Source organism: Streptosporangium sp. NPDC004379 (genome assembly GCF_042873875.1).
In the GTDB taxonomy this organism is placed as follows: Bacteria; Actinomycetota; Actinomycetes; order Streptosporangiales; family Streptosporangiaceae; genus Streptosporangium.
Genome location: NZ_JBIAMC010000015.1, coordinates 131,670 through 144,297 on the forward strand (window position 1 = coordinate 131,670; position 12,628 = coordinate 144,297).

At 73.4% G+C, this 12,628-nt stretch carries 11 protein-coding genes; 4 read left to right on the forward strand and 7 right to left on the reverse strand.

Going from position 1 to position 12,628, the window contains the following annotated elements; genetic code table 11:
* Positions 1 to 68: 68 nt before the first annotated feature.
* The 7 genes from ACFYSC_RS28335 to ACFYSC_RS28365 all read right to left on the reverse strand — a co-directional run bounded on the left by ACFYSC_RS28335 (position 69) and on the right by ACFYSC_RS28365 (position 5,703).
* Positions 69 to 866, reverse strand: coding sequence for an ABC transporter permease (locus tag ACFYSC_RS28335; protein ID WP_389967755.1), 798 nt, complete (start codon positions 864 to 866; stop codon positions 69 to 71).
* Positions 863 to 1,756, reverse strand: coding sequence for an ABC transporter ATP-binding protein (locus ACFYSC_RS28340; RefSeq protein ID WP_389967757.1), 894 nt, complete (start codon positions 1,754 to 1,756; stop codon positions 863 to 865). The genes ACFYSC_RS28335 and ACFYSC_RS28340 overlap by 4 nt, the downstream gene beginning before the upstream one ends.
* Positions 1,753 to 2,115: a hypothetical protein gene (locus ACFYSC_RS28345; RefSeq protein ID WP_389967759.1), complete on the reverse strand. Its 363-nt coding sequence runs from the start codon at positions 2,113 to 2,115 to the stop codon at positions 1,753 to 1,755. The genes ACFYSC_RS28340 and ACFYSC_RS28345 overlap by 4 nt, the downstream gene beginning before the upstream one ends.
* A 3-nt stretch (positions 2,116 to 2,118) precedes the next feature.
* Entirely contained in the window at positions 2,119 to 2,661 is a 543-nt protein-coding gene (locus ACFYSC_RS28350) for a helix-turn-helix domain-containing protein (RefSeq protein ID WP_389967761.1), read from the reverse strand.
* A gap of 256 nt (positions 2,662 to 2,917) precedes the next feature.
* Positions 2,918 to 4,096, reverse strand: coding sequence for a glutamate--cysteine ligase (locus tag ACFYSC_RS28355; RefSeq protein ID WP_389967763.1), 1,179 nt, complete (start codon positions 4,094 to 4,096; stop codon positions 2,918 to 2,920).
* A gap of 310 nt (positions 4,097 to 4,406) precedes the next feature.
* Positions 4,407 to 5,204: an SDR family NAD(P)-dependent oxidoreductase gene (locus ACFYSC_RS28360; RefSeq protein ID WP_389967765.1), complete on the reverse strand. Its 798-nt coding sequence runs from the start codon at positions 5,202 to 5,204 to the stop codon at positions 4,407 to 4,409.
* A 40-nt stretch (positions 5,205 to 5,244) separates the two neighbouring features.
* Positions 5,245 to 5,703: a MarR family winged helix-turn-helix transcriptional regulator gene (locus ACFYSC_RS28365; protein WP_389967767.1), complete on the reverse strand. Its 459-nt coding sequence runs from the start codon at positions 5,701 to 5,703 to the stop codon at positions 5,245 to 5,247.
* A gap of 126 nt (positions 5,704 to 5,829) precedes the next feature.
* On the opposite strand from ACFYSC_RS28365, the gene ACFYSC_RS28370 reads away from it, so the two are divergent.
* The 4 genes from ACFYSC_RS28370 to ACFYSC_RS28385 all read left to right on the forward strand — a co-directional run bounded on the left by ACFYSC_RS28370 (position 5,830) and on the right by ACFYSC_RS28385 (position 12,588).
* Complete coding sequence (locus tag ACFYSC_RS28370) at positions 5,830 to 9,120, forward strand: efflux RND transporter permease subunit (RefSeq protein WP_389967768.1); 3,291 nt, start codon at positions 5,830 to 5,832, stop codon at positions 9,118 to 9,120.
* A gap of 156 nt (positions 9,121 to 9,276) precedes the next feature.
* The gene (gene purB, locus ACFYSC_RS28375; protein ID WP_389967770.1) at positions 9,277 to 10,707 is read left to right on the forward strand and encodes an adenylosuccinate lyase; all 1,431 of its coding nucleotides are present in this window, start codon (positions 9,277 to 9,279) and stop codon (positions 10,705 to 10,707) included.
* Positions 10,704 to 11,480 carry a GNAT family N-acetyltransferase gene (locus tag ACFYSC_RS28380; protein ID WP_389967772.1) on the forward strand — a complete coding sequence of 259 codons (777 nt, stop codon included), beginning with the start codon at positions 10,704 to 10,706 and terminating at the stop codon, positions 11,478 to 11,480. The genes purB and ACFYSC_RS28380 overlap by 4 nt, the downstream gene beginning before the upstream one ends.
* 73 nt (positions 11,481 to 11,553) lie before the next feature.
* A complete protein-coding gene (locus ACFYSC_RS28385) occupies positions 11,554 to 12,588 on the forward strand; it encodes a DUF4037 domain-containing protein (protein ID WP_389967774.1) in 1,035 nt (344 codons plus the stop codon).
* Positions 12,589 to 12,628: the final 40 nt, after the last annotated feature.

Below are 12,628 nucleotides of genomic sequence, written 5' to 3' on the forward strand. Positions count from 1 at the left end.
CGGACGTGTCCCGGGCCGCCGGTCGCCTCCGGCCCGGGACCGGGGCGGCGGAGCCGGCGCGACCCCTTTCAGGAGATGTCGCGGCGCAAGGGCTTGAGCAGCGCGGCCGTGCTCGCCAGCGCGGTGTAACCGAGCAGGATCAGCGCACCGGCCACGGGGGGCAGCAGCCGGACGGGCTCGCTGGACAGCTGCTGGGCCAGTGCGTCGGTCACGGCGGTGAAGTCGGTCAGGGCCGCGGTCGCGCCGCCGGGGAGCCAGGGGTACAGGCCGCGGACGCCAGGGATCATGATGAGCAGCAGCTCCGCGCCGTACAGATAGCCGATCACCACGCACAACGCCGCGACCTGGTGGCGGATCAGCGCGCCCATGCCCACGCCGAGCAGCGTGTAGGCGGCCATCGCGACCGCCAGGCGGGCCAGCAGCCCGGCGATGGTCCCGGCGGGCAGTCCCAGATCGACGCCGCGGGCGGCGGCCGCGCCGAACAGCGCCGCAGCGGCGGTGCCCGACAGGACGAGCCCGTAGATCATGCCCGCCAGGCCGTGGGTGAGGAGTTTGGCGGCCAGCACCCGCCGGCGGTCCGGGGCGAACAGGAACGTGAAGCCGACGGTCCGGTGCCGGTATTCCGAGGTCAGCGCCAGGGTGCCGATCGCGGCGGGAACGAAGGTGGTGAACCCCAGGAAGCCGAGGACGGCCCGTACCCCGGCCTCAGTGTGCAGTCCCGGCATCGGGGGGTCGAAGTTCTCCGGTCCGATGAGCGCGAGCAGGCCGATCAGGCCGCCGCCGAGGAGGGCGGCCGCGAGCAGGGTGGCGACCCACAGCCGGGTGGCGAGCAGCCGGCGGAACTCGGCGTTGATGAGGGGTTTCATGCATCCGTCCGTTCGCCGGTCAGGTCGAGGAAGATCTCCTCCAGGGTGCGGTGCTCGACGGTCAGGCCGTGGACGCGTAACCCGTGAGCGGCGGCCAGTGCGGCGATCCGGTCCGGGCCGAGGCCGCGGACGCGCAGGTCCTGCGGGCCGGTCGTGTCCACCCGGTGGGCCTGGCGTGACAGGATCGGGCGCAGTTCGGCGGCGTCGGGCGTGCGCACCAGGACGTCCTGCGCCGTACCGGACAGCTCGTGCAGGGGGCCGGCGGCCAGCAGCCGTCCCCGCCCGATGACCACCACGTCGTCGGTGACCTGCTGCACCTCGCTGAGCACGTGGCTGGAGACCAGGATCGTGCGGCCCTCGTCGGCCAGGGCGCGCAGGAACGAGCGCAGCCACGCCATGCCCTGGGGGTCCAGGCCGTTGCCCGGCTCGTCCAGCAGCAGGACGCGGGGGTCGCCCAGCAGGGCGGTGGCCAGGTTGAGCCGCTGGCGCATGCCGGTGGAGAAGCCGCCCGTCCTGCGTCCGGCGGATCCGGTCAGGCCCACGAGGCCGAGCAGGTCCTCGGCCCGGCCGGTGGGATATCCGCCCATCGCGGCGTAGATGTTCAGGTGGTCCCTGGCCGAATGCCGCGGGTGGAAGGAGGCGGAGTCGAAGGCCGCGCCCACCACGGTGGTCGGGCGGGGGAGGTCGCGGTAGCGTCGTCCGCCGATCGTCACATCGCCGCGGGTGGGCGCGACGTGGCCGATCATCATGCGCATGGTCGTGGTCTTGCCGGCCCCGTTGGGGCCGAGGAAGGCGGTGACCGCTCCCGGTCTGACGGTGAAGCTGAGGTCGTCGACGGCGGTGAGCGAGCCGTATCGCTTGGTCAGGTCGCGGACCTCGATGCCGCTCATGCGGCCACGGCCCTGATGGTCTCGGCGAGATGGGCGGCGTCGGGGGCTGAGATGACGACCTCGTCGAATTCGCCGCCGGAGCTCCCGCGGTCCAGCAGCAGGTGCACTCCGGGCAGGCGGCGGCTGACCGACACCAGTTGCCGCGGGCCGCCGAAGAGGCCCCACGTGCCGATCTTGGTGTGGCCCGAGACGGTCAGGCCCTTCCTCGCCCCGCGCGGGACGCGCAGCGGGTGGTCCGTGGCACTCGCCCGGCGCACCGCCGTCACGGGGATCGTGTGCCGGGCGCGGCCGGTGAACAACCGCTCCCACGGGCCGAACTCGATGGTGATCGAACGGTCGGTGATCATTACTGCCGCCATGGGTCAGCCTTTCGTCAGGGGGAGGAGGATCGTCGCCAGCAGCCGGGGCGTGCGGTCCTGTTGCGGCTCTTTCGCGAGCAGGGGCCGGACCAGCTCGGTGAATCCCTGTGCGAAGCGGATGAACTCCTCGTCGTTCAGGTGCAGCACCATTTGCTGGTAGCCGGCGCCGTCGGCCGCCAGGTCGATGTGCTCCCTGGCGAGGTAGCGCGAGAACTCCGACAGCAGGCTGCTGACGAACGCGGTGAAGTACCGTGCGTGATCTTCCGGGGTCGCCGAGGCCAGTGCTTCGGCGGTGAGTGTCACCCCGTCCTGCGGTACCGCGTACACCCGCTCCGTCGCCCCTCCGACCTTGCGTTCCTCCACCACCTGCAGCAGGCCCGCCTTGGCGAGCGTGCCGATCTGCCGGTACAGCGTGGCCTGCGGCACGCCGGGCAGCAGGCCGGCCAGATCGGTGGCCGTGCGGCGTCCGCCGGCCACGGCGCCCAGGATGCGGATGCGCACGGGGTGAAGCGCCAGCTCGGCCCAGCGCTCTGTAGAAGATCTCACCCTAAGACGTTATCACTATCGATAATGAGAATGAAAGAAGGTGCGGCCCCCAGGCCGTCCCGCGGGCCTGTACGGCCCGCGGGACGGCCTGGGGCGTCCGGCGGCGGGCCCCGGCCGGGGGAGGCCGCATCGCCCTGATCATCGGGGGATCGGAGGTCGTCCCCGGGGCCGCGTGAACCCCCGCCGCCGCCCCGGCCCAGGGTGGGGCGATGGCCGGCCGGCCATCGCCCCCGGTCATCGTCCCGGGCGGTGGCGCTCAGCCGGCCAGCGGCGCGGTCTGCCGGCTCAGTGCGGCCACGACGTCGGCGAAGCTGCCGCGCTCGGCGAAGGCGGCCCGCTGCCGGGCCGCCCCGGAACCGGTCTCGCGCAGCCGGGAGAGGTAGTCCACGACCGTGTCGGTGTCGCCGGCGGCCGACAGGGCCGGGCGGACGCGTTCCAGGAGCTGCTCGGCCAGCCGCCCGGCCGGCACCAGGGTGGCGGAGGTCAGCTCCAGCCCCTGGCCCTCCAGGCCGTCGCGGGCGGCCCGCCAGTAGGCGGCGTGCAGGAGCGGCTCGTGCGGCCGGGGAGCGGGCACCCCGGCGCGGATGTCGCCCAGCACGGTCGTCACCAGGGCGCGCACCAGGGCGGCGAAGGCCACCGACTCCTCCACCGTGGCGCACACGTCGCCCACCCGCACCTCGACGGTGGGCAGGTGGTGGGAGGGGCGGGCCAGCCAGTACACCATCGCCTCGTCCAGGATGGCGCCCGAGGTGATGAGGGCCTGCAGGGTGGCGGTGTAGTCGGCGGCCGTCTCGAAGTAGGGCGGCAGCTCGGCGCTGGGCCAGCGGGAGAAGGCCATCGCCCGCCAGCTGCCGTAGTGGCTGTCGGCGCCGCCGGTGAAGGGGGAGTTGACGGTCAGGGTCAGCAGGGTGGGCAGCCAGGGCCGCAGGTGGTTGCAGACCTGGACGGCCTCCTCGCGGTCGGGCACCTCGACGTGGACGTGGCAGCCGCAGCAGTTCTCGCCGCGGGCCATGGCGCCGTACTCGTGGGCCATCCACTTGTAGCGGGGGTTGTCGGTGAGGCGGGCGCCGCTGGCGGAGTGCTCCAGCGGCGCCGAGCCGGAGGCGACGAGGCGGCAGCCGGCGTCGCGGGCCGCTCGGGCCAGCTCGGTGCGCAGGTCGGTCAGCTCGGCGCGCAGCAGGCCGAGGTCGGTGTGGGGGTTGGAGGCGATCTCGACCTGGCAGGTGGTGAACTCCCGCTGGGTGAGCTCGCGCTGGCGGGGCCGTACGGTCGCCAGGACGGCCGAGGCGCGCGGCGCGGTCTGCCCGGTGTCGGGATCCATGAGGAAGAACTCCTCCTCCACGCCGACGGGCAGGACGGCGGGGGTGGAGGAGGGCCGCGTCCGGGGCGCCGCATCCGGGCGGGCGGATGAGTCGATGCTTCCTTGCTGGGTCACCGTGCCTCTTTTCTGGTGCGGGTTCCGCGGGCGGCGGGGGAGTCCCGCCGCCCGGGGACGGTGCGGTCTGCGGGCGGGGCGCGGCGCCGCGGGGTCCCGCCCGCATCCCCGGCGGGGGCGCGGTTGCGGCCGTGCGGCGCTGAGCTGCGCAGAATGGCTGCCCGTCAGCGGGCGTCTCACACCTGGGCGGCCGGTGCTCCCTCGAAGGCATTAAGTGATCTACTTCGTAAAGCCAATCGGATAATGAAAAATCCAACACAAAAGGACAAATAAGCAGTAAGGGCGGAGGGCCGGCCCGGCGGGCGCGCGCTCAGTGGACGGAGAAGCCGCCGTCGACGCAGATGGCCTGGCCGGTGATGTGGGCGCCGGCGGGGGAGGCGAGCAGGACGGCGATGCCGGCGTAGTCGCCGGGGACGGCGTTGCGGCGGTTCATGGTGCGGGCGGCGAGGGCTTCGACGCGGCCGGGGATCGCCTGGGCGGGGCGGGTGAGGGGGGTCAGGGTGAAGCCGGGGATGAGGGTGTTGACGCAGACGCCGCGGGGGGACCAGGCCTCGGCCTGGGAGCGGGTGAGGCCGGTGACGGCGGTTTTGGCGATGCCGTAGGCGCCGCTGTCGCCGAAGGCGCGCAGGGACTGCTGGGAGCCGATGTTGATGATGCGGCCCCAGCCGCGTTCGGCCATGCGGGGGCCGAAGAAGCGGCTCAGGAGGTAGGGGGCGGTGAGGTTGACGGCGAGGGTGCGTTCGTAGTCGCCGGTGGTGAGGTCGTCGAGGGGGAGGCGGATGTTGTTGGCGGCGTTGTTGACGAGGATGTCGACGCCGCCGTCTCCGTCGCCGGCGGTGGCGGCTGTGGTTTCGGTGGCTCGCCGGCACAGTTCGTCGATGGCCGCGGGGTCGGCGAGGTCGGCGGGGATGGCGGTGGTGGGGATGCCGAGGGCGGTGAGGCGGCCGGCGGCGCGGGTGAGGGGGGCGGGGCGGCGGGCGGTGATGAGGAGGCGGGCGCCGGCGCGGCCGAGGGCTTCGGCGATGGCGTGGCCGATGCCGGAGCTGGCGCCGGTGACGAGGGCGGTGCGGCCGGTGAGGGAGAAGAGGGTTTCCAGGTAGGCGGGCATGGCTCTTTCTCCGGGGGCGGACGGGATGGGAGGGGGCGGGTCAGTGGCCGGTGGCCAGGGCGCGGGCGGCGGTGTGGAGTTTGGCCAGGACGGCGGCCAGGTCGTGGAGGGTGGGGGTGTCCAGGCGCTGCAGGAGACGGTGGAAGTCGGCGAGGCCGGTGTCGGCGATCTGCTCGGTGAGGGCGCGGCCGCTGGGGGTGAGCCGGATGCGGCGTACGCGGCGGTCGTGGGGGTCTTCGCCGCGGGTGACCAGGCCGTGGGTGACGAGGCGGTCGACGATGCCGGTGACGGTGGCCGGGCCGACGCCGAGGTGGTGGGCGAGGTCCTGGGCGGAGGCGGAGTCCTGGCAGGACAGGATGAGGACGACTTTGAGCTGGCGCATGGTGAGGTTGGAGTCGAACAGGGGGGAGTGGTGGTGCCGGGTGATCAGGCGGCCCAGGTCGCGCTGGGTGGCGCCGATGCGGTCGATCAGCTGGTCGCGTTCGTCGTTCACGTGCACCTCTCGGTTCCTGAGAAGGTTATCAGGAACATCGGATGGGGCTGAATATTCGTCTGAGGCTAAGTGTTAGTGTGGGGCGGGATTTCCCCTGTGACCTCCGTGATCTTCCCCTAGGAGCCGTCCTCCATGACCGCCCTGGCCAGGTTGAGCCTCGCCAACCGCAGCCTCGTGATCCTGATCGCGGTCGTGCTGAGCGCGTTCGGCGCTTTCGCGATCCCGTCGTTGAAGCAGCAGTTGCTGCCGTCGTTGTCGTTTCCCGGGGCGTTCGTGGTCGCCTCCTATCCGGGGGCGTCCCCGGAGATCGTGGAGGAGCAGGTCACCGCGCCCGTCGAGGACGCCTTCCAGGGTCTTGCGGGGGTGGAGGAGGTGACGTCGACCTCGCGGGAGGGGTCGGCGCAGGTGCAGGTGTCGTTCGCCTACGGCACCGATGTCGACGACTCGGTCGCCAAGATGCAGCAGGCGCTGTCGCGGATCTCGGCGCGGTTGCCGGAGGGCGTCGATCCGCAGGTGCTGTCGGGCGGCACCGACGACATCCCGGTGATGACGCTGGCGGTGGGCACCGGCGGGGACGAGCAGGCGATGACCGAGAAGCTGGAGCGGCTGGTGGTGCCGCGGCTGCAGGGCATCGCCGGGGTGCGGCAGGCGACGGTGACGGGCACGCGCAAGGAGACGGTGGTCATCACGCCCGATCCGGTGAAGCTGGCGGTCCGGGGGGTCGCGGCGACCGCGATCGCCGACGCGCTGCGGGCCAACGGCCAGCCGATCCCGGCGGGCAGCCTGGTGGCGGACGGGCGGTCGATGACGGTTCAGGTGGGCCGGCGCCTATCGTCGATCGAGGATCTGCGGGATCTGTATCTGGCGCCGGCCGCGGCGGCTCCGCAGCAGGCGCAGCCGCAGGGCCGTACGGCGGTCCCCCCTGGGGCGCAGGGCACGCAGGGCGGCGCGCAGGGCGTCCAGGGGGCGCAGGGCGCTCAGCGGGGTGCGGCGGCGGCTCCGCAGGCGCGGCCGAAGCCGGTCCGGCTGGGGGATGTGGCGACGGTGGAACCGGCGCTGGAGTCGGCGACGTCGCTGACGCGTACCGGCGGTGAGCCGAGCCTGGGGGTGTCGGTCACCATGGCGCCCGACGGCAACGCGGTGGCGATCTCCCATGAGGTGCGTGACAGGATCCCGGAGCTGGTGCGGGCGGTCGGTGACGCCGCGGCCATCACGGTGGTGTTCGACCAGGCGCCGTTCGTGGAGCGTTCGATCGAGGATCTGACGACCGAGGGCCTGCTGGGGCTGGCGTTCGCGGTCCTGGTGATCCTGGTGTTCCTGCTGTCGGTCCGCTCGACGCTGGTGACGGCGGTGTCGATCCCGCTGTCGGTGGTGATCGCGCTGATCGCGCTGTGGCTGGGGGACTACTCGCTGAACCTTCTGACGCTGGGCGCGCTGACGATCGCGGTCGGCCGGGTGGTGGACGACTCGATCGTGGTGCTGGAGAACATCAAGCGGCACCTGGAGTACGGCGAGCCCAAGGGGGAGGCGGTGCTGGCGGCGGTGCGGGAGGTCAGCGGCGCGGTGACGGCCTCGACGCTGACGACCGTGGCGGTGTTCGTGCCGATCGCGGTGGTCGGCGGCATGGTGGGGCAGCTGTTCGCGCCGTTCGCGGTGACGGTCACGGTGGCGTTGCTGGCGTCGTTGCTGGTGTCGCTGACGGCGGTGCCGGTGCTGGCCTACTGGTTCCTCAAGGCGCCGAAGGCCGATCCGCAGCAGATTGCGCGGCTGCGCGAGGAGGCCGAGGCCAAGGAGCTGCGCAGCCCCTTGCAGCGGGCGTATCTGCCGGTGCTGCGGTTCGCCACGGGGCACCGCCTCATCACGCTGGTGGTGGGCCTGCTGGTGTTCGCGGCCACGATGGGCCTGGCGGGGCGGCTGGAGACGAACTTCCTGAGCGCCTCGGGCGGGAACGCGGTGTCGCTGAGCCAGAAGATGCCGCCCGGCACCGATCTGGCGACCACGGACGCGGCGGCCAGGAAGGTGGAGAAGGTCATCACATCGCTGCCGCAGGTGGAGTCGTACCAGGTGACGGTGGGTTCCGGCGGCGGGTTCCTCGGCGGTGCGGCCGGTGGCGGGTCGGGCGACGGCGCCTCCTACTCGCTGACGTTGCGTGAGGACGCCGACGCCGAGGCGGTGCAGGAGACGCTGCGTGAGCGGCTGGCCGGTCTCGGCGACGCCGCGGGCGACGTCACGGTCGGCGCCTCCCAGGGCGGAATGGGCGGTTCGGCGGACCAGCTGAAGGTGATCGTGCAGGCGCCCGACACCGAGGCGCTCAGGACGGCGGCCGAGCAGGTCCGCGCCGCGATGGCGGGTCTGGGGCGGCTGCGGGACGTCTCGTCCAACCTGCAGGCCGGCGGTGAGCGCGTCGAGGTGCGGGTGGACCGCCAGAAGGCCGCGGCGCGCGGGCTGAGCGAGACGCAGATCGGCCAGCTGGTGGCGCAGCGGTTCCGGGGCGCGCCGATGGGTCAGGTCACGGTGGAGGGCCGCAGCGAGGATGTGATCCTGCGTTCCGGTGACGCCCCGGAGGACCTGAAGGAGATCGGGGCGCTGAAGCTGCCGACCGCTTCGGGGGTGGTGAAGGTCTCCGACGTGGCGCGGGTGGTGCGGGCGGCGGGGCCGACGCAGATCACCCGGATCGATTCCAAGCGCAGCGCGACGGTGTCGGGCACGGCCACCGGCCAGGACGTCGGCGCGGTGACGGCGGCGCTGAACGAGCGGCTGGGCAGGCTGACGTTGCCGGCGGGCGCGCAGTGGAGCCTGGGCGGTGTCAGCGCCGACCAGGAGGAGGCGTTCGGGCAGCTGGGCCTGGCGATGCTCGCGGCGATCGCGATCGTCTTCATGATCATGGTGGCGACGTTCCGGAGTTTCGCCCAGCCGCTGATCCTGCTGGTGTCGGTGCCGTTCGCCGCGACCGGCGCGATCGGGCTGCTGGTGGCCACCGGCACGCCGATGGGCGTTCCGGCGCTGATCGGCATGCTGATGCTGATCGGCATCGTGGTGACCAACGCGATCGTGCTGATCGACCTGATCAACCAGTATCGCGCCCAGGGCCTGGGTGTCGTCGAGGCGGTCGTCGAGGGGGGCCGGCGCAGGTTGCGGCCGATTTTGATGACGGCGGTCGCGACGGTGTTCGCGCTGGTGCCGATGGCGCTGGGGCTGACCGGGTCGGGCGGGTTCATCTCCCAGCCGCTGGCGATCGTCGTGATCGGCGGGCTGGTGTCGTCGACGATCCTGACGCTGGTGCTGGTGCCGACGCTGTATGTGATGCTGGAGCGGGCCAAGGAGCGGCTGGGCCGCCGCCGCGGCGGCGGTGAGAGCGGGGGCCGGGGTGAGCTGAAGGTCTACGACGCCGCCGGTCTGCAGCCGGCCACGCGGGAGGGCTGAGAGCGGCCGGGCCGCCAGGCGGCCCGGCGGCGGGGCCTCGTCTTTTTCGGCGGGGCTCCGCCGCGCTGCTTTTCCGTTTTTCCGGTCGACTCCTGCCGGAGCTGGGGCGGGGGGAGCCGCCGGGCGGCGCGGCGGGGGCCAATACACTGAGGCACCGTGACTGTGAAGCCGCCCATTCCCGATGTCCTGGCCGCCCGTTACGCCTCACCGCAACTGGTGCGGCTGTGGTCCCCCGAGTACAAGGTGGTGGCCGAACGGCGCCTGTGGCTGGCGGTGCTGTCGGCGCAGGCCCGCCTCGGCGTCACGGTGCCGCCCGGCGTCGTGGCCGACTACGAGAAGGTCCTCGACCGGGTGGACCTGGACTCCATCGCCGCCCGCGAGCGCCTGACCCGCCACGACGTCAAGGCCCGCATCGAGGAGTTCAACGCCCTGGCCGGGCACGAGCACGTCCACAAGGGCATGACCTCCCGCGACCTGACCGAGAACGTCGAGCAGCTGCAGATCCGCGACAGCCTGCTCCTGGTGCGCGACCGCTGCGTGGCGCTGCTGGCGGCGCTGGCGGCGCGGGCGGCCGAACACGAGACGACGGTGATGGCGGGCCGCTCCCACAACGTCGCCGCCCAGGCCACCACCCTGGGCAAACGATTCGCCTCCGCCGCCGAGGAACTGCTGGTGGCGTTCGACCGGCTGGAGGAACTGATCGCCCGCTACCCGCTGCGGGGCGTCAAGGGACCGGTCGGCACCGCCCAGGACATGCTGGACCTTCTGGGCGGCGATGAGGAGAAGCTGGCGGACCTGGAGGACGCCGTCGCCTCCCACCTGGGATTCTCCCGCCGCTTCTCAAGCGTGGGGCAGGTGTATCCGCGGTCCCTGGACTACGAGGTGCTGACCGCGCTGGTGCAGCTGGCCGCCGCACCCTCGTCGCTGGCCAAGACGATCCGGCTGATGGCCGGCCACGAGCTGGTCACCGAGGGCTTCGCACCCGGGCAGGTCGGCTCCTCGGCGATGCCGCACAAGATGAACACCCGCTCCTGCGAACGCGTCAACGGCCTGACCGTCGTGCTGCGCGGCTACGCCTCCATGACCGCCGAGCTGGCCGGCGACCAGTGGAACGAGGGCGACGTCTCCTGCTCGGTGGTGCGCAGGGTCGCGCTGCCGGACGCGTTCTTCGCGTTCGACGGCCTGGCCGAGACGATGCTGACGGTACTGGGCGAGTTCGGCGCGTTCGAGGCGGTCATCGCCGCCGAGCTGGACCGCTACCTGCCGTTCCTGGCGACGACGAGGATGCTGATGGCGGCGGTGCGGGCCGGGATGGGCCGCGAGAGCGCCCACGAGGTCATCAAGGAACACGCGGTGGCCTCGGCGCTGGCCATGCGTGAGCGGGGCCGCGCCAACGAACTCCTGGAACGCCTCGGCGCCGACGAGCGTTTCCCGCTGGACGCGCCGCAGCTGCGGCGGCTGCTGTCGGAGCGGATCGCGTTCACCGGCGCCGCCGCCGGGCAGACCGGCGCCGTCGTCACCCGCATCGAGGAGATCACCACCCGGTATCCGCACGCCGCCGCCTACCGGCCCGGCGCGATCCTGTGACCTTCACCGGCGCCGCCGGGCAGACCGGCTCCGCCACCGAGCTGATCCGCCCCGCCGACGTCCTGGCCGCCTGCGGCTCCGACGCGCTGCTGCTGTGGGCGGCGCAGGGCGTACGGGCGGGGGTGCGGGCCTGGACGTGGGGCCAGGCGCTGGCGGTGGCGTGCCCGGACCTCAACCGGCGCGACCGCATGGCGGTGCGGGGCCCGGCGCCGCAGGTCGCCTCCCTGGTACGGTCCCTGGCGCCGCAGCTGGGGCCCTCCTGGCGGCTGCTGGGGGAGCGGCCGCTGATGGACGAGCTGGCGGGCCCGCTGGGGGTGGAGCCGGTGGGTTTCGAGTGGATGGACACCGACCGGCCGCCCCTGCCCGCCTCCGGTGGGGAAACCGGTGACGGCCCGGTGCGGTGGCTGGGCGACGCCGACGGCGAGGTCACCGCGCTGCTGGACGAGGCCTCACCGTCGGCGTGGGCCAGACCAGGCGTCGCCGGTGTCCGCCGCTGGGCGGGCCTGCGGGACGAGCGGGGACGTCTGATCGCCACCGCCGCCGACGCCTGGTCCTGCCCGCAGGTGGGTTTCGTCGCCGGCGTGGCCACCGCCCCGGCGCACCGCGGCCGCGGCCACGCCGAACGGGTCTGCCGGTTCGTCCTGGAAGAGCTGGCCGCCGGCTGCGGCCGCGCCGCGCTGATGGTCGACAGCGACAACCCGGTCGCCATCGGCATCTATGAACGGCTCGGCCTGCGGCGCCGCCCGGTGGCCGCCTCAGCTCTCATCGCGTGAAGGACAGGACGGCGGGGGCGGGGGCGGGGAAAACCCGGTGCGGACGGTGCCGCGAACAGGCAGAGTAGACGAAATGATGTTCGATTTCGTTCCCGGGTTGCGGCTTTCCCGCGGCTTCTACGAGCAGGTCGCCGGTCCCGCACTGGCGGGCGTGCCGCACGCCGCGGCCCTGCTGGGGGAGGGCTCGGAGGTCCTGTCCTTCGACACCGCCGCCTCCGCCGGCCCGCGGTGCGGAGTCCGCCTGCTGGTGCTCACCGCCCCCGGCCAGGCCGGACCGGTGCGCGCCCTGCTGCGGCGCACCCTGCCGCCCCGCCACGCCGGGCGCCCCGTCACCTTCGGCGCCGACGGGGTGGAGGTCAGCGAAACCAGGACGTGGCTTGAGGCCCGGCTCGGCTTCGACCCGCTGGAGCCGGCCGGTGTGCTGGACTGGCTGGCCACCCCCTGGCAGCGGCTGGCCGGAACCTGCGGCGGAGAGGTCTTCCACGACGACGCCGGCCTGCTGGAACGCGCCCGGCAGACGCTGCGCCGATATCCGCCCGACGTGGAGCGCTACGTGCTGGCCGCCCAGTGGCGGCGCCTGGCCGCCGGCTACGGCCACGCCGCCCGCTGCGCCGAGGTCGGCGACGAGCTGGGAGCGGCGACGCTCACCGCCGGCCTGGCCCGCGACCTGATGCGCCTGGCGCTGCTGACGCGGCGGCGCTGGCCCCCGTACGACAGGTGGCTGAGCGGCGCGTTCGCCCGGCTGCCCGGCTCGGCCGAGACCGCCGACGCCCTGGCGGCGGCGCTGGCCGCCGCAGACCCGTCCCTGCGCCAGGCGCATCTGCAGCGGGCCTGGCGGCGGGTGACCGCCCTGCGTGAACGCTCACCCGCCGCACCGCCTCCCAGCACGACGGCCGCCGCCGGAACCGGTACCGCGACCACGGCCGGGCGGTCCTCACCGCAGCGGGAGGCCGAAGGGCTCGCCGAGACGCTCACCGCCGCGATCACCGATCCGCGGGTACGGGCGCTGCCGCCCGGCGGATCGGTCGACCAGCTCACCGGCTCGGCCGAGGTGCTCACCGACCCGGCCCGCTGCCGGGCACTGACCCGGGCCGCCCTGGGCCTGTGACGCGGCCGGACGCCGCCCACCGGCGGCAGCTCACCGGGCA